The organism is Aminobacter sp. Y103A (assembly GCF_030294925.1).
GTDB classification, from domain to species: domain Bacteria; phylum Pseudomonadota; class Alphaproteobacteria; order Rhizobiales; family Rhizobiaceae; genus Aminobacter; species Aminobacter ciceronei.
On sequence record NZ_AP017986.1, the window covers coordinates 3,552,655 to 3,578,739 of the forward strand.

Genomic DNA, 26,085 nt, shown 5'->3' on the forward strand with positions numbered 1-26,085 from the left:
CGCACCGCAAATGGTCAGGCTGCCGGGGAATTGCCACGCTTTCTCGACCGGACTTGCAGGCCGACTGTGAGGAACACCGAAACGACGAAGACGACGGTCAGGCCACTCGGCGGCATGATCGCCGTCATGATGGCCGTCCAGACGAGCAGCCCCCAGCCGACAAAGACAGGGATGGGCAGGCTCCTGCGATCGAGCCAGAGGATGAGCGCGCCGAGAATGACCAACGGGATGGCCAGCGACCCGATGGATTGCCAGAACACACCGCCGGAAAGTGCCAGGTCGAGCGGCTGGGCCCTGAGCGGCGCCCAGTGATCCCAGGTCCAGAGATTGAGCGACAACCAGTTCGGCAGTTCCGCGGGGATTTCGGCCCCGAGCACGAGCATATGAATGATGCCGAGCGAAATCAGCGCAATGGCGCTCCATTTGACCATGACGTCCACCTCCTTCGATTGACCGCGACCGCGCCGCAAGGCATGACCATACGCAACCGTATGTAGCGCGAGCGCCCAAAAATAACCATACGGATGCGTATGGTGTGGCGCGATGCCGCAAGAAGGGAGAGATGATGGCTGGGACTGTTCCGCAGACAAAAGGCGAGACAAGGGACCTGACGCGCGAAGACTGGCTGATCGCCGCCGTAGCTGCCCTGGCGGATGGCGGCGTTGACGCAGTCAGGGTCGAGCGCCTCGCCAAGTCGCTGGGCGTCAGCAAGGGCTCGTTCTACTGGCACTTCAAGGACCGCCCGCAATTGCTGGCAGCGATCCTCGACCTTTGGGATGCCGACTTCACACAGCAGCTCATCGACAATGCGGCCGGATTGGCGACGCCGCAATTGCGGCTGCGCCATCTCGCGCGGGATGCCTTGGCAAGAACCGTCTACGGCATCGATTCAGCACGCGCAGAAGCCGCGATCCAGTCGTGGGCTGCGACCAACGTCCAGGTTGCGGAGCGTCTGCGAGCCGTCGACGCCGCCCGCCTCGCCTATCTCGAAAGGGAACTCGCTGCCGCCGGCCAGCAACCAGACAAGGCCCGCGCCAGGGCGAAGATGCTTTATCTCGCCCTGCTCGGGCTTTACGCGGCGCGCGGCTACAATCCGGAGCTCGCCGACGACAGCGCCTATCTCGCGCTGGTCGAACTGGCCCTGCAGTAGACCAAGCGGCGCGCGTAAGATTGCATGGGCGGCGTTACCGTCGGATTGGCCGCCCGCCTTTGCCGCGCCACTCCAACGTCTCGGCTTCTTCCGGCGCTGGCTTGCGGCGCACCGCCTTGGTCTTCCGGATGCCTCGCGCCGCCCGCCAGTTTGGGCCGAAGGGCGGGGGCAGCCAGATCAGGAAGCCCTTCGATGCCACCCACAGCATGGCAACCATGCGCAGCGTCGACAGGGTAAGGCCGCAAATCCCAACGATCCGTGTCGCGGCTTGCGGGCTCAGCCTTGCCTGCAACAGCTCCCTGGCTATGAATCCCCCGTCGAGAGGCAGGGCCGGCAGCAGGTTGAGACATGCGAGCGCAAGATTGAGGACCGCGCCCAGCGCAAAGGTCCACGCCAGCAGGCGCAAAGGTTCGAGCGGTGGCGGGACAAGGCTGAGACCTGGCCCTGCGGAGGCAGCGAATAGATAATAGCCGGCCAGAAACAACAGCCCTACGGTCAGGTTCACCATCGGCCCGGCAGCATAGATCCTGTGTGTTTGGCTTGGTGTAGATTGAATGCGGGAAGGACGCCGTCAGGATCCTGGTCGTCGCGCTGAGCACGGTAGACCGTGGCTTGGCTCGGCTCCCTTCCCGCACCATGCCGTCAACCTGCACAGTTGCACGAGGCCGTTGGCGCGGACCTCGCACCACAGGAAGAGGTTCCATGACGATACACCAGACCTACATCGGTTGCGACATCGCCAAGGCGATGATCGATGTCTTCGATCCGCTCAGCCGCCGTTTCAGCCGGGTGGCCAACGAACCGGCAGCCTTGGCCGGCTTCGCTGCCGGCCTGGTACCAGGCAGCTTCGTCGTCTTCGAGGCGACGGGCCACCACGACAAGGCCCTGCGCCATGCGTTTGCCCGGGCCGGCATCCCTTGTGCCCGGCTCAATCCGATGATGGTGCGCCGCTTCGCCCAGGCGCGCGGCCGCCTGGCCAAGACCGACAGGGTCGATGCCCGCATCCTCAGCGAGATCGGGGCGATGTTCCGCCCCGATGCCGACACGCCGCCCTGTCCCGGGCGTGAGCGCCTGGCTGCCTTGGCCCGCCGCCGTGACCAACTGGTCGCCACGCGGGCGCTCGAGCTGCGTCATCGCGACGAAACTGGCGAGGCCACCGTCGTCGCCGACATCGAAGCTGCAATCACCAACCTGTCGCTGCGCATCGCAGCCCTCGAAGCCGAGATCGCCAGCCATGTCGAAACCCTGGACGGACTTGCCGAACAGGCCGCGCGCCTGACCTCTGCCCCCGGTATCGGCAAGGTGACCGCCGTGACCCTCTTGGCCCACATGCCCGAACTCGGAACCATCTCCCCCAAGGCCATCGCCAGCCTCGCAGGCCTTGCGCCCTTTGCCAATGACAGCGGCACAAGGACCGGCCGGCGTAGCATCCGGGGCGGCAGGCCGAGGCTGCGGCGGGCGCTCTACATGGCAGCCCTCGGCGCCATCCGCGCCAACCAGCGCTTCAAGGCCTTCTACCAGGCTATCGCCCAACGCTCCGGATCAAAGAAATGCGCTATCATCGCTGTCGCCATGCCCATGGCGCGCGAAGCTGGCCGAATGGTCTGAACAAGATACGCCCACCGAACAGATAGAGCTCGATGCGCTCGGCGGCGATCTTGCTACGGCGCGCGGCCCAGAGATGGCCGAGTTCGTGAAGCAGCACCGCCGAGAACAGCAGCACCGCGACAATGACGGTGAGCACCAGGGCATGCCGCGGCCGCACGAACCATTCATGCAGGAACGGCAGCATCACAGGAATGGCAAAGGTCGCGTGGACATGAACGGGAACGCCGGCCACGCGGAATGTCAGCGCATCAACGCGCCTTTTTGATCGAACGGTCGCCAGAAACCCCTCCCCGGTCGGCTGGTTTGGCCGAGCGTATCAGACCTGGGCCAGGCAGGGGTAGCCGTGTCGAGCGGTCGACAGGAGTTTCCGACCGCTCAAAACTGCCATGTCAGCTGCGCGGCTTCAGGTTCTCCGGATCATAGAGCGGCTTGTAGCCGATGCCGACAACCTCGACCGGATAGGTTTCGGCGAAATACTCGACAACGAGCTTGCGGCCTTCCTGGCAATAGGCGTGAGGCAGATAGGCCAGCGCGATATTCTTGCCGATGGTCGGGCCGAAGGCGATCGAGGTCGTGTAGGAACGGCGCCCGAGCTCGTCGACCAGCACTTCGCCCGTCTGCGGGTCGATGACCGGCAGCGTGCCGACCGGGTAACGCTTGACGCCATTCCTGTCGGTGTTTTCGGTCATGACCAGCGTGCACAGCATCGCGGGCTGGTGATCGCGCGCCTTGTATTCAAGATGCTTGGCCTTGCCGCGGAAATCGACGTCCTTGACCTTCGGGCGGGCAAGATCGGCCTCGATGAGGTTGTATTGGGTCAGCAGGTCGGCGTTCTGCAGGCGCAGGCTCTTTTCCATGCGGCGCGAATTGGCATAGGTCTCGACGCCGAAGGCCATGACGCCGGTCGAGCGCAGCGCATCCCAGACGGCCAGGCCATCCTCGTATTTCATGTGCAGTTCCCAGCCCTGCTCGCCGACATAGGAGATGCGGAACGCTGTGACACTCTTGCCGGCGATCTCGATCTGCTTGATCGCGGCGAAGGCAAAATTTTCCTGGTCGAGGCCAGCAGGGTTCGCCACCACCTTCTTCAGGTTCTCGCGGGCATTCGGCCCCCAGATGCCGATGGTGATGAACTTTTCCGACGTGTCGGTGATGGTGACGTCGAGGCCACGATCCTCGGCGACGCGCTTCATGTAGTGGAAGTCGCGCGGACCGGCATCGGCACCGTTCACCAGCCGGCAGCGGTCGGCCATGCGGAACACGGTGAAGTCGGCGCGCACCATGCCCTCGTCGTCGAGGAAGTGAGTGTAGACGCCCTTGCCGATGTTGCCGTCGCCGCCGATCTTGGCAGCGCAGAGCCATTCCAAGAGCTCGACATGGTCGGGGCCTTCGATATCGACCATGTGGAAATGGCTGAGGTTGACGATGCCGCAATCCTCGCTCATCGCCAGATGCTCGGCATTCGAAACGCGCCAGAAGTGCCTGGAGTCCCACTCGTTCTCGCGCACCGGCACGCGGTCGCCATACTTCTCCAGCAGGTGCTCATTGGCCTTGTAGCCATGCGCACGCTCCCAGCCGCCAAGTTCCATGAAGTAGCCGCCGAGCTCGACTTCGCGTTCGTAGAAGGGCGAGCGCTTGACGTTGCGGCCGGTGGCATAGGGCTCGCGAGTATGAACGGCCGGGAAATAGATCTTCTGCGCCGCCTCGAAGGTACGGCCTTCGATGAACTTCTCTTCCAGCTGGTGCGGGTAGAAGCGGGCATAGTCGATCGAGTTGTGGTCGATCTCGGTGCGGCCGTCGGTCATCCAGTCGGCGATCAGCTTGCCGTAACCGGGTCCGTCCTTGACCCAGATGGCGACGCAGTACCAGAGGCCGCGCACCTTCTGGCTTTCACCGCAGGAGGCGCCGCCAGCAGCGGAAACCTGCAGCAGGCCGTTGAAGGAGTGGCTCTCGTTGTAGCCGATCTCGCCAAGGATCGGCGTCAGCTCCATGGCGCGCTCGAGCGGCTCCATGATCTGCTCCATGTCGAGGTCGCGCTGCGACGGCGACAGGCGAGCCTCATGTTTTTCCAGGAGCTCGCGCGGATGACAGAGGCGCGGATTGGTCTGCTCGTAGTAGCCCCACTCGATCTGGCCGCCTTCGGTGGTCTTGGGGTCGCCGGTGTCGCGCATATAGGCCGAGTTGCCCTGGTCGCGCAGCAGCGGGAAGCCGATTTCCTTGCCGGTGCCCTCGAACTCGTTGTAGGGGCCGAAGAAGGTCAGCGGGTGGTCGACCGGCATGACAGGCAGGTCCTCGCCGACCATTTCGGCGATCAGGCGGCCCCAGATGCCGGCGCAGACGACGACATGGTCGGACATGATTGTGCCGCGATGGGTGACGACGCCCTTGATGCGGCCACCCTCGACGATCAGCGACGTCGCCGGCGTGTTGCCGAAGACCTGGAGCTTGCCGGACTTCTCGGCGGCATCGACAAGCTTGCCTGCGACCGTCTGCGAGCGCGGGATGACGAGGCCGGCATCGGGATCGAACATGCCGCCCATCACCTGATCTTCCTCGATCAGCGGGAACATCGCCTTGATTTCGGAGGGCGAAACGTAGTGTGCGCGGGTGCCGAACGCCTTGGCCGAGGAAAGCTTGCGCTTGATCTCCTCCATCCAGCTGTCGTCGCCGGCGCGCGCCACCTCGAGGCCGCCAATGCGGGCGTAGTGGCCCATCTTCTCGTAGAAATCGATCGAATATTGCGTGGTCCAGACCGAGAGAAAGTCGTGGCTGGTGGTGTAGCAGAAGTCGGAGGCATGCGCCGTCGAGCCGATGTCGGTCGGCACGCCCGACTTGTCGATGCCGACGATGTCGGTCCAGCCGCGCTCGATCAGGTGATGGGCAATCGATGCGCCCACGATGCCGCCCAACCCGACGATGACGACCTTTGCCGTTTTCGGAAACTCAGCCATTACCCACGACTCCGAGATGATATTGCGCGCAGACTATAGAGCGCCGCCGCGCGATTGCAGCCTGTTTGCGACATTGCCACAAGGCCGCGCGACCTCGGCAAAATTGCCGGCATCGATCCGCCGCGCCGCCCGGTTCTGCTCCTGCCGCCGACGCGCCTTCGTCACCCCGGCCCACAGTCCGCGGCCACGGCCGCAAGCATGGCGAAATCGGCCCGCTTAACGCTTTTGTCGCCATTTACCTGTAGTTGAATACAACAACTCCATGTCGATCGAGATTGCCGCAGGTGCCGAAGATGAACACCACTTTCACGCCGCCTACTGCATCCCTGGGTTCACGCCTCAAGGCCAAGACGACAAGCCCGCTTTTTCTTTTGGCTGTCGCGTTTCTGCTGGTTTGCACCTTGCTGGCATTGCCGGTCGCCGTGCCGATCGGCCCGATGTATTGGGACGTGCTGATCTATTACGATGCGGCGAACCGCATTTTCGACGGCCAGGTGCCGATCAACGACTTCTTCACCCCCGTCGGCCCGCTCGGCTACTACCTGTTTGCAGGCTGGGTGACGCTGTTTCCCAACGCCCAGCCGGCGCTCGTGGCGCACTGGTCGCTGCTTGCCGTCAGCGCACCGCTGATGGCGCTGGTGCTGTGGGATGTAGGCCAGCGTTCGCGCGGAATCGCATTTGCGCTGCTGGTGCCGTTCCTGCTGTTCGCCCTGCTGCCCTTCAACACGCGCGAATTCTATCCGTTCCCCGGCTCCGACGCATTCGGCATCTATAACCGCCAGGTCTGCCAGATGCTGTATGTGCTGGTGGCCGCGCTGATGTTCGTGCGCAATCGCTACCTGCTGGTTGCGCTGATTTCGCTCACAATGACGGCGCTGTTCTTCCTCAAGATCACCGGTTTCGTCGCCGGCGGCGTCATCGCCGCCTATGCGTTCTTCGCCGGCCGCGTGAAGTTTCGCTACGCGCTGGAGGCGCTGGTCATCTTCGCCGCCGTCCTTGCCGCCATCGAACTGTCCAGCGGCCTGGTCAGCCACTACATCACCGACATCCTCAAGCTGGTGATGATGAACGGCGGCACGCTCTTGCCGCGCTTCCTGCAGTCCACCTCGATCAATTTCGGAGTCGTGCTGGCGACGTCTGCGCTCGCCCTGGTCCTGCTCTGGTCCGACCGGCACAAGCTGTCCGAGCGCTTTTCCGCCGACCGCAAGACGTCGCTTGCGACAGCGGTTTCGGGGCTTCTCGACCATAACGGGCTTTGGCTGCTCGCTGTCCTGTTCGCCGGCGTGCTGTTCGAGACGCAGAACACCGGCAGCCAAGCGTTCATCTTCCTGGCGCCGCTCATCGTCGCCATCCTGCTAAAGGCGTCTAGGCTGCTTGCCAAGCCTATGGTGCTGCTCTCGGTCCTGGGACTGGCTGCGGCCGTCATATTGCCGCCAGCGTTGTTCGTCGTCGAGCGCGCGGCCCGCGCCTATATCGGCTCGCTCAAGAACCGGCCCATCGCGCAGCGCAATCTTAGTACGCTCGGGGCGGTCAACATGCGCAGCGAGGTCGCCGTCCGTGTCGACCATATGCTGAAATTCTACCCGGAGCATCGGCAACTCTATGCCGACCTCACCAACGCCGGCGAGTTGCCGACGCCGCTGCTCTATTCCGATTTCGACTTCCAGGTCACCTATCTCAGCAATGTCGACACGGCGGTCGATTCCATCCGCAAGCTGGAAGCCGACAAGGGCGTCCACTTCAACACGCTGATGTCGCTGAACTTCGTCAACCCCTTCCCTTGGCTGCTCGACCGCTCGGCACCGCTGCACATCGCCATCGGCGCCGACCCGATGCGCGCCGTGCCCGACCCCGGCTCGACCGAGGAGGCGGCGGTGGCGGACACCGACCTCGTCCTCCTGCCCACCTGCCCGCCGACCACGGCCAATGCCGCGCTCTACGACATGTACAAGAGCGCACTGACCCAGCACCGCCGTATCCAGCTCGATTCCTGCTACGACGCCTTCGTCCATCCCAGGTTTTTCGCAGCGCTGGACAAGTAGCGTCGAGCCGCAAACGGAACGGCTTACCTGCTCTCGCGGTCGTAGTAGTCGGTCGTATTCTCGGCCCGGAACATCTTGCGGAGCCCGGGAACTCCCCGCTTGCCGGAGACGACCATCACCTTGCCCGAGTCCGGGTACTCGCAGGCATCGACCTCGACCAGCGTCGACAATGCCAGATACCGCATCGTCGTCGTGCCGGTGTTGATGATCTGGTGGGCCACTTCAGCTCCCCCGGTCGGACAGGCGATGACGTCGTGCTGACGGATCGGATAGCGCTTGTCGCCGAAGCGTAGCTCGCCCTCACCTTCCATGATGAAGAACATCTCCTCTTCGCCGCGATGGTTGTGGAACGGGCATTGAACCTTGCCCGGCGGCAGAACGGTGAGGTTGTAGCCGAGGTTTTGCGCGCCGATGTGACGGCTTATCGACGCCCTCTTCGACGTGTAGATGCCATTCTCCTCGATGTCGTCGAACTCGACCTCGTCCAGATTAATGATCGGCTTGACCATTCGCTCCTCCCGATTGTTGCTCCGCCGCGCCATCCGAACATGCCGCGCTTGCGGAAGCCGGACAACCGCCTCCCGCCGACAGCGCCAACGCCCTCCGGCAACCAGCTAACAAAAAAAGCCGGGTCGAGACCCGGCTTTGGAGGCGACGGGGATGATGTCCCCTACTTGACCTGGCTTTTGACGAAGTCCTTGACGATCGAAACGATGCCGCGGCCGAGCAGGCTGTCGAGGGCTGCGATCAGCACGTCGACATCGGCGCGGCTGCAGGTCAGCGGCGGCAGCAGGCGCACGACATTACGGTTGTACTCGGTGAAGGCCACCAGCACGTCATAGTCCCGCAGCAGCAGCGCCCCGACGAAGCCTGACAGCGACCCCTTGAGCTTGTCGTCGAGCACGCTGACCACCGGGCGCAGCACCATCGGCAGCGTCTGCGAGAAGTCGTGGAACTCGAGCCCGACCATCAGGCCCTGGCCGCGAACCTCCTTGATGATCTTGGGGTACTTCGCCTGGAGTTCCTCCAGCCGCGCCAGGAGATAGGCGCCGGTGTCGGCCGAATTCTCGATCAGGCCTTCGTCATAGAGCACGTTGAGCGTCTCGATGGCCGTGATGCAGCCCTCGCCGATACCGCCGAAGGTCGCCATGGCATGGATCATCGCCGTCTTCGGCGTGCCATAGGCCTTCATGTAGACGTCGCGGCGGGCGATCATCGCAGCCATCGCTGCCTTGCCGCCACCCAGCGACTTGGCAACCGCGGTGATGTCGGGCACCACGTCATAGTGCTCGAAGGCATAGAAACGGCCGGAACGGCCGACGCCGCACTGCACCTCGTCGGCGACCCAGATCACCCCATACTGGTCGCACAGCGCGCGCAGCTTGTGCCAGAACGCGGCCGGTGCCTTGTTGATGCCGCCACCACCCTGGATCGTCTCGAGCACGATGGCGCCGATGGCCGAATCGGAACGGAACGCCTTCTCGATGGCATCGATGTCGCCGAACGGCACCCGCACGGTGTTTTCGGTGAGCTTGAACTCGCCGCGATAGAGCGCGCCGTCGGTGACCGAGAGCACGCCCTTGGTCTTTCCGTGGAACGAGTTCTCGGCATAGACGATCTTGGGACGTGCCGGCCCCGCAGCACGCTCGGCGAGCTTGACAGCTGCTTCCATGGCTTCCGAACCGGACGAGCCGAAAAACACCATGTCGAGATCGCCGGGCGAGATCTGTGCCAGATTGTAGGCCAGCGCCGAGGCGTATTGCGACATGAAGGCGATGCCGATTTCGTGGCGCTTCTCGTCCTGGAACTTCTTGCGCGCCTCGAGCACGCGCGGATGGTTGTGGCCGAGCGCCAGCGAACCGAAGCCGCCGAAGAAATCGAGGATCTTGCGGCCATTCTGATCGATGTAGTGCATGCCCTCGGCACGCTCGATCTTGATCTTGTGGAAGCCGAGCAGCTTCATGAAATGCAGCTGGCCGGGGTTGAGATGCGCCTTGAACAGGTCGGTCATCCTGGCGACGTCGAGCGCCTTGGCCTGCTCGACCGACATCAGGTTCGGCTTGGCGAGCTTTGCCGAAGTCATTGCCGGAGCAACCGCGACGGCATGCGAATGGGCCGTATCCGGCTTGGTGACAAGCGTCATGTTCATATCCTCTATTCAGCCGGGGCGTGCTGCGTGGACGCAGCGAGGCCGTCCTTTTTGGCGCGATATTCCTTGTAGGCTGCGATGAGCATGTCCTCGTCGCGGTACTGCGGCACCCAGCCGAGCTGGCGCTCGCCCTTGGAGACGTCGAGAACGCACTCCTCGTCGGCGATCAGATACTGCTCGGGATCCATGATCGGCATGTTCATCAGGTCGAGCAGGTCGAGCGTCCGCTTGACCGCCCAGCCCGGCGTCGGCAGCAGGATCGACTTCGAACCGGCATGCTTGACAAGGTCGCCGAGCAGCTTGCGCACCGGCGGCGGATTGAGCGATCCGAGATTGTAGGCCTCGTTCGGCACGCCGGCCTTCCAGGCAAGCCGCGCTGCCTCGGCGCAGTCGAACACCGAGATGAACTGGTATGGGTTCCTGCCCGAACCGATCATCGGCACCGGCAGGTTCCAGTCGATCATCTTGAACAGCTTCTCCAGAATGCCGAGACGGCCGGGCCCGATGATCAGGCGCGGGCGGAACAGCGAGATGTTCATGCCGCGCGTCCGCCACTCGGCGGCCAGTTCCTCGGTCTTCTGCTTCGACCAGCCATATTCGCCGAGCGGCGCCACCGGATGCTCTTCGGTCATCGGATGGGTCACGGTATGACCGTAGATCATGTCGGTGGTGTAGTGGACCAGCCTCGGCGCTGCCGCATGGTCCATCGCCTTGATGATGTTCTCGGTACCGAAATAGTTGACCGGGAAGAAGAAGTCGTGGCGCTTGGCCCGCACCTGCAGCGGCGACAGCATCTTGGCCGACAGGTTGTAGACCATGTCGTCGGCCTTGATGCCGACGGCTGCGATCGCGGCGGGATCGGTCACGTCGCAATGGACAAAACGCGCGTTGCGGTAATGCGCAAGGTCGCTCTTGACGATGTCGGCAACGACAACCTCTTCGCCGTCGGCGATCAGTTTGGGCGCAAGATGACGACCGACGAAGCCGTCGCCTCCGAAAATGATGTGTCTCATCGCAAAAGCTCGCTTGTCTTGGTGGGTTCGGTAGAGGCCGCGGCGACAACTTCGCCATGGTCGCGGCCGCTTTGGGCGATCAGCACGGTGCCGACGCAGATGAAGGCGATGCCGGCGATGCGCCAGGCATTCAGGTCTTCATGGAAGACGAAGTAGGCAAACACCGCCACCGCCACATAGGCCAGGCTGAGGAAGGGATAGGCGAAGCTGAGCTCGACCTTGGACAGCACATAGAGGTGCGATGCCATCGAGAGGACGAAAGTCAGCAGTCCGGCGAAAACCCATGGGCTGAAGACGATCTGCAGTATCTTGATCAGCGGATTGCTGCCTTCGAAAGAAAGCGGACCAAGAGACATCATGCCCTGTTTCAGCATCAGCTGGGCCGCGGCATTGGTCATCACTGTGAAAAGGATGAAGAGGATATATTTCATTGCTTTGTCCGTCCTTCGCACAACCTATCGGAAAGCCCCTGATATTCTGTGAAGCTTTCCTGGCAATTTGAACTTTTTCCGCACTTCTCTAACAAGCGCCTACTCGGCCGCCTGCGCGGTCTCGCCATTGCGCCCGCCCAGCCGGCCGGCGGTCCGGGCCCAGAAGTCGGACATGAATGCCGGATCGCGCATTGCCTCGAGCCGCTGCCAGTCCGGGAACGAAGCCGCGAATGTCTCAGCCGACATGCGCGCGTCCTTGTAGGGATTGACCGCGCCACCCGCGCCGACGGTGATCCGGTCGAGTTCGGCGAGCAGCTCCAGCGTGCGCCGGCCATGGTTCGGAAAATCGAGCGTCAGCGTGTAGCCCGGACGCGCGAAGGACAGCAAAGCCGGCGAACGCTGGCTGCCAAAACGTTTGAGCACGGTCAGGAACGAGCCCTGCCCGGCGCGTCGCGCCGCCGCCAGCAATGCCGGAATTGTTTCGCGCGCCATAGCTTCAGGCACGACGCTCTGGTGCTGGTAAAGCCCGCTCGGACCGTAGAGCCGGTTCCAGTCGGCAACGCCGTCGAGCGGAAAGAAGAACTTCTGGTAGCTCGCCTGGCTTTCCCTGTGGCGGCCGCGCCGCCAGCCATAGGCGGCATTGAACAGCTTCAGGAAGGGCCGGTTGAGCAAGGTCAAGGGCGGCTGGAACGGCACCGACAGTCTTGCCGTGCCGCATTCGGCCGTCCGCGCGCCATAGGCGGCGTGGTTGCCGGCAAGCAGCAATCCGCGGCCGGCATGCTTGCCGCCGGCCAGCTGGTCAATCCAGGCAACAGCATATTCGTTGTCGCGGTCGGCGGCTTCGGCGAGATCAAAATATTCGCCCAGGCTGCCGAACGGCTTCACCGTCTCGGCGATATCGAGCGAGGGTACCCGCATCAGGCGGATCGCGGCGGACATGATGATGCCGGTCAGCCCCAAGCCGCCGATCGTCGCCCAGAACAGCCGGGCGTTCTCACCGGCCGAGCAGGCATAGCTGCGTCCGTCCGAGCGCAGCAATGTCAGGCGTTCGACATGGCAGCCAAAACTGCCACGACGGTGGTGGTTCTTGCCATGCACGTCGTTGGCGATGGCGCCGCCGAGCGTGACGAACTGCGTCCCCGGCACGACCGCCGGGAAAAACCCATGCGGGGCGGCATAGGCGATGATGTCGGCCAGCAGCGCGCCGGCCTCGGCTTCGATCAGGCCGGTCTCGGCGTTGAAGGAAACGACGCGCTGGCGCGGCCGCATATCGACGACGGCGCCGGCGCTGTTCTGGCAGCTGTCGCCATAGCTGCGGCCATTGCCATAGGCGAGCAGCGATCCGGCGCGTGCCGTCCCGCCGGCCAGAAGCCGCGTTGCCTCGGCGATGTCGATCGCCTGGCTTGCGCCCGGATTGGCGCGGCCAAAGCTCTGGTAGCGGGCCAGTCCCACGCTCACAGGCCCGCCACCACAAGCAGCGCCGCGCCGGCGAAAACGACGATCTGGCTGCGCCAGTCGCGGATGATGAAGACGACCGGATCGTCATGCAGTTCATCGCGCCGCGCCAGAATCCAGATGCGCATCGTGAGATAGAGCACGATTGGCGCCAGCGGCCAGACCAGCCAGGGATGCTCGTAGAGCTCACGCACCGCGCTGCTGTCGATGTAGAGCGCCAGAACCAGCGCCGAGGAAAACGCCGACGCCATGCCGGCCTGGGCGACGATCTCCTGGTCCTCGATGCGGTAGCCGCGCCCGGCGATACGCTCGCCGACGCTGAGGCTGGACGAACGCAGCTCGACATAACGCTTCACCAGCGCCAGCGAGAGGAAGAAAAAGATCGAGAAGGCGAGCAGCCAGAACGACACGTCCACCCCGGTCGCGGCGGCACCCGCCAGGATGCGCAAGGTGTAGAGCCCGGCAAGGGTCAGCACGTCGAGCAGCAGCATCCGCTTGACCGACAGCGAATAGGCGGTTGTGGCCACGAGATAGACCAGCAGAACGCCGGCAAACTCGATTGTCGTGAAGGTAGCCGTCGCCAGGCTGATGACCAGAAGGACGCCCACGGACGCCAGTCCGAACGGGATCGACAGCTTGCCGCTGGCGAAAGGCCGCTCACGCTTGGTCGGGTGCGCCCGATCAAGCGCCAGGTCGAAGAAGTCGTTGACGATGTAGATAGCCGAGGCGGCAGCGCTGAACGAGATGAATGCCAGGATCGCCGGCACCAGCATCTCGGGATTGAAATATTTGTGCGCCAGCACCAGCGGCACGGCGATCAGCACGTTCTTGAGCCATTGATGGACACGCAGCATCTTGCGGATGGTGCGCAGGTCGGGCTTCGGCGTCTCGATCAGTTCGGACTGATGGCTGGCCTGCCAACGTGCGGCGGCCCGGTCGGGTGCAACCACGATTGCCTCGCGCGCGGCATCGAACACTTTGATGTCGTGACGGCTGTTACCGGCATAATCGAAGCCGCCATCGCCATAGGCTGCCACCAGAGCCCTGCGCTTGCGTTCAGCGGTCAGGTTTTCACCGCCATCGCTGGCAAGCACCGCGTCGAACAGGCCAAGATGGCGTGCGATGGCTTCGGCGAACTTGCGTGGCGTGCCGGTGGCGAGAACGATCTGGCGCCCGTTGGCCTGCTCTTCGCGCAGGCGTTTCAGCACTTCGGGCCGATAAGGCAAGGTCGCCGGGTCGATGTCGACCACCGCGGCAATCGCCTGCTTGAGACGCGCCGGGCCGCCCTTGAGCAGCCAGTACGGCACCATGAAGATGGCGAGCGGATTCTTCTTGAGAAGGGCAAACAGTCCTTCCCACAAAAGATCGCTGGCGATCAGCGTGCCGTCGAGATCGACCGCCAGTGGTACTATCTTGTTGTCTGATCGCGCATCCATCAAACTGCCTGCCCTGCCCCTTGCCGGACGGCGTGAACCTTCCGGACCCCTTGCCGCTATAGCGGGCGACCAGGTTCCGGATGGTTAAGGTCGAGGCCGAATGCTAAACGAGCACCAGTCATTTCGCCAGTCATGCTTAAGCAGACGTTAGCAGAATGCAGAAAAGGCCGGGCTGATGCCCGGCCTTTTCGATCATTAGCCTGTGTGTTGACAGGCTTTACTTGATGCGGGCAGCGCCGCCCGAAATCTCTACTGTTTCATCACCGGTCAGCGCTTCGCGGTCGCCATTCGGCAAGGTCACGAAGCAGCCGCTCGAGCAGAACTCGACCGTTTCGCCGGCGGCAAGGGAAAGTTCCGTCTTGGAACCACCTTCCGTGACGATCAGGGTCCGCGGTTCGGCATCGAGGTTTACCGCGCTTGCAGCATGCGCAGCGCCCGACATTGCCAGGACCAGCGCGCCTGCAGCGACAAGAAACCTTTTCATTTAGCACTCGGTGTTTCCACCGCCCCTGTTCATCTCAGCAAGGCATTTTCGCCGTTTGCATGAGAGCTTATATGAGTTCGAAGCTGAACGGCAACTGAATGCCTTGTTCATGCCATAATTGGCATCGGCCCACCATTAGCTCGGATCCGGCTTGCGGCGACGGGACTTTGGCTTGGCGGTTTCCTCCCCGCTCTTCTTGAGCCGCTCCTGCTCCATGGCGGCATATTCCGCTTCCGCCTGCTCGTCATCGGCAGGCCACGGGGTTGCCTGCTTGTCGCCAACCACACGGATGCTGCGCTGTGGGAATGGAATGTCGATGTGCTCGCGCTCGAATGCCTCAAGGATGGCGAAGCGCAGGTCGTTTTGCACGAATGCGCTATTGCCGATATCGGCGAGAAATACCCTGATTTCGAAGTTCATCGACGAATCCGCGAACGCCGAAAACAGCACGAACGGCTCCGGATTCTTGAGCACCAGCGGGTGGCCACGCGCAATATCCAACAAAATCTGGTGCACTCGCTTGGCGTCCGAACCGTAGGCAACTCCGATCGGCACTTCGACGCGGCCAAGCTTGTTGCGGTGGGTCCAGTTGCCGACTGCGCTGTTGATCAGATCGGAATTGGGCAGGATCACCGACTGGCGCTGGAAGGTTTCGATTTCGGTGGCACGCACGCTGATCTTCTTGACCGTGCCCGACACCGCACCGGCAACGATCCAGTCGCCGACCTTGAACGGTCGCTCGGCGAGCAGGATCAGGCCCGAAACGAAGTTCGATACCACATTCTGCAAGCCGAAACCGATACCGAGGGAAAGCGCACCGGCAACGAGCGCGAGGTTGGAAAGATCGATGCCTGCTGCCGAAACGGCGATCAGTCCGGCAATCGCCACGCCGGCATAGCCGACGGCGAGACGGATCGAATTGCGCACGCCGGCGTCGACCTTGCTGCGCGCCATGACCGAGCCGTCGAGCCAGCCCTGGAACCAGCGTGTCAGGAAATAGCCGATGGCAAACACCATGATGCCCGACAGAAGGCCGGCGGGCGAGAAGGTGAAGCTGCCGATCTGGAAACCCGAGCCGATGCGGTAGAGCCAGGTGATCATGTCGCCGGGCTGGAACCCCCACGTAAACAGGATCAGCGGCACGCCGACGGTCAGCACGAGCAGATTGATGACCATGCTGGTGACTAGGCCGAGTTGGTCGAGCGTCGCATCGTCGAGGGTGAACATTCGCTTGATGCGCCGGCCGACCGTCGTCTTGATGAAGGCGTCTTCCTCGTTGATCGCCTGCGACGACAGAAAGCCGATATACATGGTCGCCAGGATCGTGCCGGTGATGACGATCTGCTGCGACACGAAACGCGCAAGCCCGATATAGCCCAGCAGCGCTGCGGCGATGGTGACGCCGCCAAGGGTAAGCACGATGTAGCGGAAGAGACGCGGCCACGGCTTCGGCCGTCCTTCCTCATCGACGAACGGCTTGACCAGGCCGATCAGGATGACCAGCACGCCGATCACCACAGTCGAGGTCAGCGCCTCGCCGACAGTCAACGCAACCGGCGAGCCGAGCACCTGGTAGACCGAGCTCAGGAAGTAATCGAGGCCGGTAAACAGGGCGGTCGCGGTGATCAGGAGCATCAGCCAGCGCGCAGCACCGCTTTCGACCGGGATAAGCCGCCACTTGGGCAGCTTGGGCGACAGCACGGCCATGCCGAGGCGCGAAACGAAGAACACGATGGCGATGACGTAGAACAGCGACCACAGCATGGCGCCGATGTCGCCACGCAGCACCTCGAAATAGGCGAACAAATAGTAGGTGACGCCAAGAAAGACGACGAGCGCCGCCGACTGCATGAAGGTCGACCAGAAGGCGACCGAAAGCCTGCTGAGATAAGACGGCTCTTCTACCCGGCCGTCGGGCTCGAACATCCGTCCGAACATGCGCCGGCCACCGATGATGATGACCGCCGCCGCACCCAGGGCGAAGAACGTTGCCGCCAGCATCGACTTGAGCTTGAAGCTGACAACGAAACGAACCCAGGACGATACCGTTCGGTAGAGGTCGTTCATCTCCGTCTTGAAGGCGTCGGCCACCTCCGACCCCAGAGCGAAATTGATCTGGTAGCGTTTGGTCAAAAGGTTCTGGAACAGGCTGCGACGGATCTCGGTGATCTGGCTGATCAGCCTGTCGATGCGGATCGACAGGTTCTCGGCAACGCCGAGCACGGCATTGATTTCGGTTTTCTCGGCGTTCAGTTTCTCGCGCTCACTGGTCACCACGGCAGGTTCGGGCGGCTGGCCCTCTGCCGGCGGCTTGCCGAGCTGCTCCAGCCGGGCGTTGATCTCGGCCAGGCGGGGACGGAACGCGACGCCGCTTTGCAACAGGTCGCGCGACAGCTGTTCGAGCTGCAGGCGGATGTCGACGAGACCGGCATCGTCTTCGGCGCTCTGCTCCATCTTCTTCTGCAGCGCATCGGTCCTGGCCGTGATGCTGGCGATGACCTCCTGCTGGTCGGACACCACGCCGGCCGGCGCCTTGCCGAGATCGGCATCCTGCGCTGCAGCGTTTGCCACAAGCACGGCTGTGAAGATGAACAGGGTGGCAGCTATGCGCCGGACTGCGGAAAACAACATGATTTGTCAGCGACTCGTGGTCAGTTTGCCAAGGAAAAGGCGTGGCCATTGATAATGACGCGCATCTCGGCGGGCAAGCCGATGCGCGCTGGCCCATGGGAAAGTCGGCCTGACGAAAAACAATGGCGGAATATTGGCTTGATCGCCGCAGTGCGGCCTGTAGTGTCCCGGCGCAGCCTGAAGGATGACATGAAGTATGGCGGAATATTCGGCCTTTTCGCTTCTCAAGAACGCGCTCAGCGGCAACCGCGACTGGAAACCGGCGTGGCGCAAGCCGAGTCCCAAGGCCTCGTATGACGTCATCGTCATCGGCGGCGGTGGCCACGGATTGTCGACGGCCTATTACCTCGCCAAGGAATTCGGCATCACCAATGTCGCCGTGCTGGAAAAGGGCTATCTCGGCTCCGGCAATGTCGGCCGCAACACCACCGCCGTCCGTTCCAACTATCTGTTGCCGCAGAACACGCGCTTCTACGAACATTCGATGAAGATGTGGGAGAATCTATCCCACGACCTCAATTACAACGTGATGTTCTCGCAGCGCGGCGTGCTCAACCTGGCGCACACGCCCGGCCAGCTCGACGACCTCGCCCGCAAGGGCAACGCCATGCGCCATCTCGGCGTCGACGCCGAGCTGATGACGCCGGCCGAGATCGGCCGGCGTGTTCCCGGGCTCGACATGTCGCAATCCGCACGTTTCCCGATCTATGGCGGCCTGATGCAGGAACGCGCCGGCACCGCCCGCCACGACGCCGTGGCCTGGGGTTATGCCCGGGGCGCCGACCGCCGCGGTGTCGAGATCATCGAGAATTGCGAAGTCACAGGCTTCCTGCGCGACGGCGACCGGGTCATCGGCGTCTCGACAAGCCGCGGCGAAATCCGCGCCAAAAAGGTCGCCGTTGCCGTGGCCGGCAGCACGGGGCGCGTGATGCAGCTTGCCGGCATCGACCGCATGCCGATCGAGAGCCACGTCCTCCAGGCCTTCGTCTCGGAATCGCTCAAGCCGTTCCTCGACACCGTGCTGACCTTCGGCATGGGCCACTTCTATGTCGGCCAGTCCGACAAGGGCGGCCTCGTCTATGGCGGTGACCTCGACGGCTACAATTCCTATGCCCAGCGCGGCAGCCTGCCCATCGTCGAGGAAGTAATGAGTGAGATGCTGGCGCTGTTCCCTTCGCTGGCACCCGTGCGCGTGCTGCGCTCATGGGGTGGGGTCTGCGACATGTCGATGGATGGCTCGCCGATCATCACCACCGGCCCGTTGCCCGGCATGTATCTCAATTGCGGCTGGTGTTACGGCGGCTTCAAGGCAACGCCGGCTTCCGGCTTCTGCTTTGCCCACACCATCGCCAAGGACGCGCCGCACGAGTTCAACGCGCCCTTCACGCTCGACCGTTTCAGCCGTGGCACCGTCATCGACGACAAGGGCCAGGGTCCGACGCCGCGAATGCACTAGGGGTTCGAACATGTTGATCACCTGCCCCTATTGCGGCCCGCGCGACGTCTCCGAATTCGCCTATCAGGGCGACGGCAACCGCACCCGTCCCGATCCCGCTTCGACCGATGCCGAGGCGTGGAGCGCCTATGTCTATGACCGCCTGAACCCGGCCGGCATCCACAACGAGATCTGGCAGCACGCCGGCGGCTGCCGCGCCCATCTCGCCGTCGTCCGCGACACGCTCACCCATGAAATCAAGAGCGTGCGTTTTGCCCGCGAACATGGCGCGCCGCCCCACGGCCGCCGCACATCCGGAGCCAAGGCATGAGCCCGCGCCGCACACCGTCGGGTGGCCGCATCGACCGGTTGCGGACCATCCGCTTCACCTTCGACGGCACCGCCTATACCGGCCACCAGGGCGATACGCTGGCCTCGGCGCTGCTTGCCAATGGGGTTTCGCTGTTCGGCCGTTCGTTCAAGTACCACCGTCCGCGCGGCGTGCTGACATCAGGCGTCGATGAGCCAAACGCTCTCGTGACGGTGCTGCGCGGCGAGGTCCGCGAACCGAACATTCCCGCCACGATGGTCGAGATCCATGACGGCCTCACCGCGGTCAGCCAGAACCGCTTTCCCTCGCTCGCCTACGACGTCAGTGCCATCAACCAGCTCGGCGGCAAGTTCATCTCCGCCGGCTTCTACTACAAGACCTTCATGGGTCCGGTGATTGGCCCGCTCAAGGGCACCCGCTTCTGGATGCTTTGCGAAAAGATCATCCGCCGCGCCGCCGGCCTCGGCCGCGCCGGCCACGCGGCCGATCCGTCACGTTATGAGCGCATGAACGCCTTCTGCGACGTGCTTGTCGTCGGCTCCGGGCCCGCCGGCCTTGCCGCCGCGCACGAGGCTGCCCAGTCGGGCGCTCAGGTCATCCTGACTGAGCTCGATCCATGCTTCGGCGGCTCGGCCAACTGGTCGGGCGAGACGATCGACGGCGAGCCCGCCGCAACCTGGGCCTCCGATGTCGTCGGCGAACTCAAGACCCATGACAATGTCCGCCTGCTCAAGCGCACCACCGTCTGGGGCTACTATGACGGCAACACGCTGGCCGCCGTCGAACGTGTCAGCGACCACAAGGACACGCCCGCCAAGGGCGCGCCGCGCCATCGCCACTGGACCATCCGGGCAAAGAACGTCGTGCTCGCCACCGGTGCCTTCGAACGGTCGCTGGTGTTCCCCGGCAACGACCGGCCGGGCGTGATGATGGCCAGCGCCGCGATGCGCTACGCCAATGAGTACGGCGTGCTGGCGGGCGAGAAGATCGCCGTTCTAGCCAACAACGACAGCGCCTATCGTGCAGCCGCGGCCCTCGCCAAGGCGGGAGCCAGGATCGTCGCCATCGCCGACCTGCGCTCGGACGTCTCCGCGGCCTGCCGCACTCTTGCATCAGAGGCCGGCGCCGAACTGTTGACCGGCCATGCGGTGATCGGCACCGAAGGCGGCAAGAAGCTCTCCGGGGTCAAGCTGGCCCCATTCTCCGCCACATCGGGTGTCTCCAAGGGCAACGCACGCGACATCGGCGCCGACTGCCTGATCGTTTCGGGCGGCTGGTCGCCAACCATCCACCTCGCCAGCCAGGCCGGGGCGCGGCCGGTCTGGAGCGACGACCTGCAGGCCTTCCTGCCGCCGGAAACCGGCAAGGGCTGGATCGGCGCCGGCGCCTTCAACGGCACCTTCTCGACGGCCGAAGTCATCTCCGAAGGCTTTTCCGCCGGCCGCAAGGCGGCAGGCCAGCCGGCGCTCGAAACCGCCACCCTGCCCGACGTCGAACCCGCGCCGCTCGACCCCAACCCGGCACCGGTCTTCGAGATCAGGGCCAAGGGCAAGGCCTTCGTCGACCTCCAGCACGACGTGACGGCTGACGATGTCCGCCTCGCCCACCTCGAAGGTTTCGTCTCGGTCGAGCATCTCAAGCGCTACACCACCCTCGGCATGGCCACCGACCAGGGCAAGGGCTCCAATGTGCCCGGCCTCGCCATCATGGCCGAAGCCCTGGGCAAGCCGATCCCCGAGGTCGGCACGACGCGCTTCCGCCCGCCATACGCACCTGTCTCCGTCGGCGCACTTGCCGCCGAGCGTTTCGGCGACCTCAAGCCTGACCGACTGACCCCGATGCATGACTGGCATCTGGAAAACAGCGCGACGATGTATTCGGCCGGCCTGTGGTTCCGCCCGATGATCTATGGCGGACCCGGCGAGACGATCGAGCAGGCCTATGTCAGGGAAGCGGCAGCGACCCGCGAAACGGCGGGCATCGTCGACGTCTCGACGCTCGGCAAGATCGCCGTCCAGGGACCGGATGCCGCCGAGTTCCTCGATCGCGTCTATTCCAACGTCTTTTCGACCTTGCCCGTCGGCAAGGCGCGTTACGGCCTGATGCTGCGCGAGGACGGCCTCGTCTTCGACGACGGCACCACCTGGCGGCTTGGCGAACACGACTTCCTGATGACCACGACCACGGCCAATGCCGGCAAGGTCATGCAGCATCTCGAATATTTCCTCGATGTCGTCTGGCCGGATCTCAAGGTTCACCTGACCTCCGTCACCGACCAGTGGGCCGGCGCGGCGATCGGCGGCCCGAAGGCGCGGGACATCCTCGCTTCCTGCGTCACCGGCACCAGGGTCGACAACGAGGCCCTGCCCTTCATGGGCATCGTCCATGGCGAGATTTCGGGCGCGCCGGTGATGATCTGCCGGCTCTCCTTTTCCGGCGAGATGGCCTTCGAGGTCTATTCCGGTGCCGGTCACGGCACCCATGTCTGGGAAGCGCTGATCGAGGCGGGCAAGCCTTTCGGCATGGTTCCCTACGGGCTCGAGGCCCTCGGCACGATGCGCATCGAAAAAGGCCACGTCACCGGTGCCGAGATCGACGGCCGCACCTCGGCACGCGACCTCCATCTCGGCTGGATGCTGTCCAAGAAAAAACCCTTCATCGGCTCGGCCATGATGGACCGCGAAGGACTTGCCGCCTCGGGCAGGCTCGAACTGGTCGGCCTGATCGCACTCGACAACCGGCCGCTCAGCGGTGGCGCGCACATCGTCGAGGAGGTCGACGCCGCCAACCCGCACGGATCGCTCGGCCACATCACCGCCGCCTGCTTCTCGCCCGCGCTCGGCAAGTACATAGCACTTGCGCTGGTCTCGGGCGGCAAGGCGCGCCATGGCAAGCGCGCTCACATCTCCGACCCGTTGCGCAACCGCTTCGGCCCGGTGGAAATCGTCAGCCACCACTTCTTCGATCCCGAAGGGAAGCGCATGCATGGTTGAGCAGCTTTCACCGCTCGAACCGGTATTCCGGCCCGGCTCGTACGGAAATTTCGTCGATGGCGTCGGCGTAACCTTGTCCGAGATTGCACCCGGATCGATTGTCCAGCTTGCCGCCTGGCCGGGCGAGGAAAAGAAGCTGATGGCAACGATCGGTTCGGTCACCGGCCTCAAGCTGGCCGATGGCGCGGGCGCCGGCGCTTCGTCCGAGCGCTGTTCCGCCTTCGGCTTCGCTCCCGGAAAGTTCCTGGTATCAGACGCTTCGGAAGGACTCGCCACAGCCTTTGCCGGCAAGGTCACCGCAGCGATCGGCACCATCACCGACCTGTCACATGGACGCACGGCGATCAGAATTGGCGGCCCGAAATCGGAATGGGTGCTGGCCAAGCTCTTTGCCGTCGACTTCTCCCTGACTGCATTTCCAGTCGGTTCGGGCATCTCGACCACCCACCACGACGTGTTCACCCAGATCCAGCGCAGCGGCCCCGACAGCTTCGACCTCTACGTCTTCCGCTCTTTCGCCCGCTCGTTCTGGAAAATGCTGTGCCATGCATCGGACGAAGTCGGCTACGAGGTTAGGTAAGTCAGGCAGCGGTCATGGTGCCCAGCCCGCATTCTGCAACACGACGCGGTAACCATCACAATCCTCAAAGGTCACGCCTCGCCTGTCCCAGTAGGGATTGAAGGACGGCACCGGCTGATAGCCATGCGCCTTCATGCGCGCGATCGATGCCTGCCAGTCGTCGCTGTCGGGCAAATAAAACACGACGAGATTGTCCTGCGTCGGCGCCCTGCCGGCGTCATGGCCATGGGCATGGGTGAACTCGAAATGATGCGCTTCGTCAGCCTTGCCGAGCATCACGCCATCGAAACCGTCATGGTTCTCGAAGCGGGCGAGTTCGTCGAGCCCGAGCCCGTCGCGATAAAAGCGGACGGTGGCCTCGAGATCGTTCGTGGGCCGCGCCACGCGCAGGACGACGTTCTTTTTCATGATCTCTCTCCCTGGGTCGAGCCTAGCCTGCCTTCGCATTTGCCCACTGGGTGACGACGAGCCCAATGACGATCAGCACCAGGCCGGCAACCCTGGCGAGACTGGCAGGGCGCTGCACGAACCCCATCAGCCCGAAATGGTCGATGACGAGCGACGCCACCATCTGCCCGCCTATGACGGCGACGACGAAGCTCGCCGCCCCCATCTTCGGCGCCAGCAGCAGCGCCGCCGTGACATAGACCACGCCCGCGACGCCGCCGGTCCAGATCCACCAGGGCCCGGTGGCTGCGGCGGTTGCAAAGCTGGGCACCGGGACCCTGAACGCCAGCATGACAGGCACGGCCAGGGCCACGCTGACGGTCAGCGAGACCATAGTCGCCCAGAGCGGATGGCCGAGCAGCCGCCCGAGCATGGCGTTGGCGCCGGCTTGAAACGGGATGGCGGCGCCGGCGACCAGCGCTGCGGCGAGCAGGGATGAACCTAGGTTCGGCATGACATGTCTCCTTGTTTTCCAAGACCTAGGGCATCCGAAATTCTGATGGAAATTCGTATTTCGTAGCCGCAATATGCACGGGATGAATAATCTTGCCGGCATCGATCTCAACCTCCTCGTCGTGCTCGACGCGCTTCTGGCCGAGCGCCATGTCTCGCGCGCCGCTATCCGCCTGAACAAGAGCCAGCCGGCAGTCAGCCACGCGCTTGGCCGTCTCCGCCATCTGCTCGACGATCCGCTGCTGGTCCGGCATGGCGGTGCGCTTCAGCCGACCATGCGCGCGCTGGAGATTGCGCCGCGGCTCACTGAAGCGCTGGAACGTATGCACGATCTGCTCGCCCCGAGCGGCTTCGATCCGGCCACGGCACGCCGCAGCTTCCGCCTCGCAATGTCCGACTATGGCGCTATCGTCGTTTTGCCGCGCCTGCTGCCGCTTTTGCGCCGGCGCGCGCCAGGCATCGATCTCCATGTCAGCCAGGCCGGCCGCGAAGCCATGGCGGCACAGGTCATGGACGGCGAGGTCGACATCGCGATCGGCGTTTTCCATGCGCTCGACAAAGCCGTCCGGCGACAGCGGCTGTTCGAGGAGGACTATGCCTGCCTTTCCGACGCCGCGTTGCTGGGCAAAGCGGCTGGAATGGACATTGCCGCCTATCTCCAACGGCCCCATGCGCTCGTCGCGCTGCGCGCCGACGTCGAAAGCGAGATCGACGTGGCATTGGCCGCCGCCGGGCACAAACGGCGCATCGCATTGGTGCTACCGCATTGGGGCGTCGCACCCGGGCTGATCGCCGGAACCGATCTGGTGCTCACCATCGCGCGCCGGCTGCACCCGGCAGTGCCGGCAGCAAGCGGCCTCGCCGCCTTCGAGCCGCCATTTGCGATACCGTCCTTCGCCTTCCAGCAGATCTGGCACAGGCGCCGCGACGGCGACGCCGCGCATCAATGGCTGCGCGAGACGATTGCGGGCCTGTTCGAAAGCCTGCAACGCCTGCCATAGCCGAAAAAGAGCCGATGCTTTAAGATCGTCGCCGCTTGAATGGCAGTTGCACATTGGTATCGGCACTCATGGCCAGCAACGCGTTCCGCTTCGATGAGGTCTGGGAAATCCCCGAGGCATCCCCGCGACAGGTGTGGGACGTACTCGCCGACGCGACGCTGCTGCCACTGTGGTGGGGCGACGTCTACAAGGACGTGGAAAAACTGACTTCCCATGACAAGCCGTCGGTCGGTGCCAGGGTCCGCGCGCGTGCCCGGGGATTTCTGCCCTATGAGCTCAACTTCATTCTCGAAGCGGTGGAACTCGAGCCCGGCAAGGTCGTGGCGGTGAAGACATCAGGCGATTTCGATGGCCACTGGCGTGCAGTGCTCGCGCCCTCCGGCCATGGCACCCATGTCACGCTCACCTGGCAGGTCATCGTCGAGCGCCCGATCCTGCGCCTGTTGTCGCCGCTGCTGCGCCCCGCCTTCGCCTGGAACCATCGCTGGACCACGCCACGCGGCGAAGCCGGTCTGCGCCGCTATCTTGCCAAGCGAAAGGCCGCCCAGGCCTGATCGCCTTATCCGCAAGATTGACAGTTCGGACCGGAATCGCGTCATGTTGTCGGTGGCCCGTGCAGCCTGCCGCTCGCCCCTTCCGGGAAGGTGAATGCACGACGATTGACGCGGTTTGACCTTTTGCACGGGCGATCCGCCAGAATGCGAGCACTGGCACTTTCCAAAAGTTCGCCCGGGCCAAGGATCGAACCATGCATTCCTTTCTCGACGCCAAACTGGTGGCCAAGGCGCTGCGCAAGGCCATGGCCGAACGTCATGTCGAATTGTCCCACACCGATTGTCTCGAAGTCGTATCCCGGCAGTTCGGCCTTGCCGACTGGAACACGCTTGCCGCCCGCATCGCCGCTGCCACGGGTGACGACGCGCTCCCGCTTCCCAAGGGCTGGTTCATCACCGGCAACACCGAGCGCATCAACTACCGCATCGGCCTCGACCCAACTCAGCCCGGAACGGCCATCATCGAATGCCGCTTTCACCGCCAGGGCGGTATCGTGCTGCGCGAGGACCATTATGGCGTGCTGATGCAGAGCATCCAGGCCGACGACTATCGCGGTGGTCGCATCAGGCTGTCGGCAACGTTGAAGGCTGATGACGCCGACGCCGGATCCATCTGGATGCGCGTCGACAAATCGGAGGGCAAGGTCCTCCAGTTCGACAACATGATGACGCGGGAAGTCGACGGCGCACTGAGCGGGCTCCACCGGCTGGCTTGAGCGCAACGTCGTGCTCGACGTTCCGGCCGAAGCCTCGAACATCCACTACGGCTTGCTGCTGCAGGGATATGGTCGCATTTCGGCGCAGTCGTTCCAGGTCGAGGCCGTCGACGCAAAGGTGAGCCCGACGCCACGGAGCCCGAAACATCTCCCACGGCCGACCAATCTCGACCTGAGGTCGAGTGGACTGTCCGCGTGACGGGTATTAGCCGGCGCTGTGCGGCG

General features: G+C 63.8%; 25 protein-coding genes. 11 read left to right on the top strand and 14 right to left on the bottom strand.

Annotated elements, in window-relative coordinates:
* Positions 1-14: 14 nt before the first annotated feature.
* Complete coding sequence (locus Amn_RS17475) at positions 15-431, bottom strand: DUF6463 family protein (protein ID WP_154383915.1); 417 nt, start codon at positions 429-431, stop codon at positions 15-17.
* A 134-nt stretch (positions 432-565) separates the two neighbouring features.
* On the opposite strand from Amn_RS17475, the gene Amn_RS17480 reads away from it, so the two are divergent.
* Positions 566-1,150, top strand: a complete 585-nt coding sequence (locus Amn_RS17480) for a TetR/AcrR family transcriptional regulator (protein ID WP_246719222.1) — start codon at positions 566-568, stop codon at positions 1,148-1,150.
* A 34-nt stretch (positions 1,151-1,184) separates the two neighbouring features.
* Here the strand turns inward: Amn_RS17480 and Amn_RS17485 are convergent, their stop codons facing one another.
* On the bottom strand, positions 1,185-1,658 hold the full coding sequence (locus tag Amn_RS17485) for a site-2 protease family protein (protein WP_067960895.1): 474 nt from the start codon (positions 1,656-1,658) through the stop codon (positions 1,185-1,187).
* Between the two features lie 194 nt (positions 1,659-1,852).
* Between Amn_RS17485 and Amn_RS17490 the strand changes: the two genes are divergently transcribed.
* Entirely contained in the window at positions 1,853-2,758 is a 906-nt protein-coding gene (locus tag Amn_RS17490) for an IS110 family RNA-guided transposase (RefSeq protein WP_067960891.1), read from the top strand.
* Here the strand turns inward: Amn_RS17490 and Amn_RS17495 are convergent.
* A complete protein-coding gene (locus Amn_RS17495; protein WP_067960888.1) occupies positions 2,709-2,990 on the bottom strand; it encodes a zinc metalloprotease in 282 nt (93 codons plus the stop codon). The genes Amn_RS17490 and Amn_RS17495 overlap by 50 nt on opposite strands.
* Before the next feature lie 157 nt (positions 2,991-3,147).
* The gene (locus Amn_RS17500; protein ID WP_067960886.1) at positions 3,148-5,709 is read right to left on the bottom strand and encodes a GcvT family protein; all 2,562 of its coding nucleotides are present in this window, start codon (positions 5,707-5,709) and stop codon (positions 3,148-3,150) included.
* A 293-nt stretch (positions 5,710-6,002) separates the two neighbouring features.
* Between Amn_RS17500 and Amn_RS17505 the strand changes: the two genes are divergently transcribed.
* Entirely contained in the window at positions 6,003-7,751 is a 1,749-nt protein-coding gene (locus Amn_RS17505; RefSeq protein ID WP_286290796.1) for a glycosyltransferase family protein, read from the top strand.
* A gap of 23 nt (positions 7,752-7,774) precedes the next feature.
* Here Amn_RS17505 and Amn_RS17510 read toward each other — a convergent pair whose 3' ends face one another.
* From Amn_RS17510 to Amn_RS17545, 8 genes are all read right to left on the bottom strand, one after another.
* Entirely contained in the window at positions 7,775-8,260 is a 486-nt protein-coding gene (locus Amn_RS17510; protein ID WP_067960878.1) for a cupin domain-containing protein, read from the bottom strand.
* Positions 8,261-8,421: 161 nt separating this feature from the next.
* Positions 8,422-9,834 (bottom strand): aspartate aminotransferase family protein, encoded by a 1,413-nt coding sequence (locus tag Amn_RS17515; protein ID WP_286298090.1) that lies wholly within the window; start codon positions 9,832-9,834, stop codon positions 8,422-8,424.
* 71 nt (positions 9,835-9,905) lie between these two features.
* Positions 9,906-10,913, bottom strand: a complete 1,008-nt coding sequence (locus Amn_RS17520; protein ID WP_286290798.1) for an NAD-dependent epimerase/dehydratase family protein — start codon at positions 10,911-10,913, stop codon at positions 9,906-9,908.
* The gene (locus tag Amn_RS17525) at positions 10,910-11,344 is read right to left on the bottom strand and encodes an EamA family transporter (RefSeq protein WP_286290799.1); all 435 of its coding nucleotides are present in this window, start codon (positions 11,342-11,344) and stop codon (positions 10,910-10,912) included. The genes Amn_RS17520 and Amn_RS17525 overlap by 4 nt, the downstream gene beginning before the upstream one ends.
* A 99-nt stretch (positions 11,345-11,443) precedes the next feature.
* Positions 11,444-12,796 (bottom strand): FAD-binding oxidoreductase, encoded by a 1,353-nt coding sequence (locus tag Amn_RS17530; RefSeq protein WP_286298092.1) that lies wholly within the window; start codon positions 12,794-12,796, stop codon positions 11,444-11,446.
* Positions 12,797-12,798: 2 nt separating this feature from the next.
* On the bottom strand, positions 12,799-14,235 hold the full coding sequence (locus tag Amn_RS17535; RefSeq protein WP_286290801.1) for a UbiA family prenyltransferase: 1,437 nt from the start codon (positions 14,233-14,235) through the stop codon (positions 12,799-12,801).
* A 217-nt stretch (positions 14,236-14,452) separates the two neighbouring features.
* Entirely contained in the window at positions 14,453-14,719 is a 267-nt protein-coding gene (locus tag Amn_RS17540) for a hypothetical protein (RefSeq protein WP_067960870.1), read from the bottom strand.
* A gap of 135 nt (positions 14,720-14,854) precedes the next feature.
* On the bottom strand, positions 14,855-17,350 hold the full coding sequence (locus tag Amn_RS17545; protein WP_286290803.1) for a mechanosensitive ion channel family protein: 2,496 nt from the start codon (positions 17,348-17,350) through the stop codon (positions 14,855-14,857).
* Positions 17,351-17,546: 196 nt separating this feature from the next.
* Here Amn_RS17545 and Amn_RS17550 point away from each other — a divergent pair, with 196 nt between their 5' ends.
* Genes Amn_RS17550 through soxG form a run of 4 tightly spaced genes read left to right on the top strand, consistent with a single transcriptional unit; the run spans position 17,547 to position 22,689 of the window.
* Positions 17,547-18,806, top strand: coding sequence for a sarcosine oxidase subunit beta family protein (locus Amn_RS17550; RefSeq protein ID WP_067960865.1), 1,260 nt, complete (start codon positions 17,547-17,549; stop codon positions 18,804-18,806).
* A gap of 10 nt (positions 18,807-18,816) precedes the next feature.
* Positions 18,817-19,116 carry a sarcosine oxidase subunit delta gene (locus Amn_RS17555; protein ID WP_182573463.1) on the top strand — a complete coding sequence of 100 codons (300 nt, stop codon included), beginning with the start codon at positions 18,817-18,819 and terminating at the stop codon, positions 19,114-19,116.
* The gene (locus Amn_RS17560) at positions 19,113-22,109 is read left to right on the top strand and encodes a sarcosine oxidase subunit alpha family protein (protein WP_286290804.1); all 2,997 of its coding nucleotides are present in this window, start codon (positions 19,113-19,115) and stop codon (positions 22,107-22,109) included. The genes Amn_RS17555 and Amn_RS17560 overlap by 4 nt, the downstream gene beginning before the upstream one ends.
* Positions 22,102-22,689, top strand: a complete 588-nt coding sequence (gene soxG, locus Amn_RS17565; protein ID WP_067960856.1) for a sarcosine oxidase subunit gamma family protein — start codon at positions 22,102-22,104, stop codon at positions 22,687-22,689. Before Amn_RS17560 ends, soxG begins: the two co-directional genes overlap by 8 nt.
* Before the next feature lie 12 nt (positions 22,690-22,701).
* Here soxG and Amn_RS17570 read toward each other — a convergent pair whose 3' ends face one another.
* Both Amn_RS17570 and Amn_RS17575 read right to left on the bottom strand, forming a co-directional pair.
* The gene (locus Amn_RS17570) at positions 22,702-23,097 is read right to left on the bottom strand and encodes a VOC family protein (protein WP_286290805.1); all 396 of its coding nucleotides are present in this window, start codon (positions 23,095-23,097) and stop codon (positions 22,702-22,704) included.
* A gap of 22 nt (positions 23,098-23,119) precedes the next feature.
* The gene (locus tag Amn_RS17575; protein WP_286290806.1) at positions 23,120-23,590 is read right to left on the bottom strand and encodes a DMT family transporter; all 471 of its coding nucleotides are present in this window, start codon (positions 23,588-23,590) and stop codon (positions 23,120-23,122) included.
* Positions 23,591-23,672: 82 nt separating this feature from the next.
* Between Amn_RS17575 and Amn_RS17580 the strand changes: the two genes are divergently transcribed.
* The 4 genes from Amn_RS17580 (at position 23,673) to Amn_RS17595 (ending at position 26,059) form a co-directional block, all read left to right on the top strand.
* Positions 23,673-24,590 carry a LysR family transcriptional regulator gene (locus Amn_RS17580; protein ID WP_067960847.1) on the top strand — a complete coding sequence of 306 codons (918 nt, stop codon included), beginning with the start codon at positions 23,673-23,675 and terminating at the stop codon, positions 24,588-24,590.
* A 68-nt stretch (positions 24,591-24,658) separates the two neighbouring features.
* Positions 24,659-25,144: an SRPBCC family protein gene (locus tag Amn_RS17585; protein ID WP_286290807.1), complete on the top strand. Its 486-nt coding sequence runs from the start codon at positions 24,659-24,661 to the stop codon at positions 25,142-25,144.
* Positions 25,145-25,338: 194 nt separating this feature from the next.
* On the top strand, positions 25,339-25,860 hold the full coding sequence (locus tag Amn_RS17590) for a glyoxalase superfamily protein (protein WP_286290808.1): 522 nt from the start codon (positions 25,339-25,341) through the stop codon (positions 25,858-25,860).
* A gap of 10 nt (positions 25,861-25,870) precedes the next feature.
* Entirely contained in the window at positions 25,871-26,059 is a 189-nt protein-coding gene (locus Amn_RS17595; protein WP_286290810.1) for a hypothetical protein, read from the top strand.
* The last annotated feature ends 26 nt before the right edge of the window (positions 26,060-26,085 follow it).

Excerpts from the sequence above, each read along its gene's own strand:
- Amn_RS17475 (WP_154383915.1), bottom strand. The coding sequence starts at position 431 with ATGGTCAAATGGAGCGCCATTGCGCTGATTTCGCTCGGCATCATTCAT.
- Amn_RS17480 (WP_246719222.1), top strand. The coding sequence starts at position 566 with ATGGCTGGGACTGTTCCGCAGACAAAAGGCGAGACAAGGGACCTGACG.
- Amn_RS17485 (WP_067960895.1), bottom strand. The coding sequence starts at position 1,658 with ATGGTGAACCTGACCGTAGGGCTGTTGTTTCTGGCCGGCTATTATCTA.
- Amn_RS17490 (WP_067960891.1), top strand. The coding sequence starts at position 1,853 with ATGACGATACACCAGACCTACATCGGTTGCGACATCGCCAAGGCGATG.
- Amn_RS17500 (WP_067960886.1), bottom strand. The coding sequence starts at position 5,709 with ATGGCTGAGTTTCCGAAAACGGCAAAGGTCGTCATCGTCGGGTTGGGC.
- Amn_RS17505 (WP_286290796.1), top strand. The coding sequence starts at position 6,003 with ATGAACACCACTTTCACGCCGCCTACTGCATCCCTGGGTTCACGCCTC.
- Amn_RS17510 (WP_067960878.1), bottom strand. The coding sequence starts at position 8,260 with ATGGTCAAGCCGATCATTAATCTGGACGAGGTCGAGTTCGACGACATC.
- Amn_RS17515 (WP_286298090.1), bottom strand. The coding sequence starts at position 9,834 with ATGACTTCGGCAAAGCTCGCCAAGCCGAACCTGATGTCGGTCGAGCAG.
- Amn_RS17520 (WP_286290798.1), bottom strand. The coding sequence starts at position 10,913 with ATGAGACACATCATTTTCGGAGGCGACGGCTTCGTCGGTCGTCATCTT.
- Amn_RS17525 (WP_286290799.1), bottom strand. The coding sequence starts at position 11,344 with ATGAAATATATCCTCTTCATCCTTTTCACAGTGATGACCAATGCCGCG.
- Amn_RS17535 (WP_286290801.1), bottom strand. The coding sequence starts at position 14,235 with ATGGATGCGCGATCAGACAACAAGATAGTACCACTGGCGGTCGATCTC.
- Amn_RS17540 (WP_067960870.1), bottom strand. The coding sequence starts at position 14,719 with ATGAAAAGGTTTCTTGTCGCTGCAGGCGCGCTGGTCCTGGCAATGTCG.
- Amn_RS17545 (WP_286290803.1), bottom strand. The coding sequence starts at position 17,350 with ATGTTGTTTTCCGCAGTCCGGCGCATAGCTGCCACCCTGTTCATCTTC.
- Amn_RS17550 (WP_067960865.1), top strand. The coding sequence starts at position 17,547 with ATGGCGGAATATTCGGCCTTTTCGCTTCTCAAGAACGCGCTCAGCGGC.
- Amn_RS17555 (WP_182573463.1), top strand. The coding sequence starts at position 18,817 with ATGTTGATCACCTGCCCCTATTGCGGCCCGCGCGACGTCTCCGAATTC.
- Amn_RS17560 (WP_286290804.1), top strand. The coding sequence starts at position 19,113 with ATGAGCCCGCGCCGCACACCGTCGGGTGGCCGCATCGACCGGTTGCGG.
- soxG (WP_067960856.1), top strand. The coding sequence starts at position 22,102 with ATGGTTGAGCAGCTTTCACCGCTCGAACCGGTATTCCGGCCCGGCTCG.
- Amn_RS17570 (WP_286290805.1), bottom strand. The coding sequence starts at position 23,097 with ATGAAAAAGAACGTCGTCCTGCGCGTGGCGCGGCCCACGAACGATCTC.
- Amn_RS17575 (WP_286290806.1), bottom strand. The coding sequence starts at position 23,590 with ATGCCGAACCTAGGTTCATCCCTGCTCGCCGCAGCGCTGGTCGCCGGC.
- Amn_RS17580 (WP_067960847.1), top strand. The coding sequence starts at position 23,673 with ATGAATAATCTTGCCGGCATCGATCTCAACCTCCTCGTCGTGCTCGAC.
- Amn_RS17585 (WP_286290807.1), top strand. The coding sequence starts at position 24,659 with ATGGCCAGCAACGCGTTCCGCTTCGATGAGGTCTGGGAAATCCCCGAG.
- Amn_RS17590 (WP_286290808.1), top strand. The coding sequence starts at position 25,339 with ATGCATTCCTTTCTCGACGCCAAACTGGTGGCCAAGGCGCTGCGCAAG.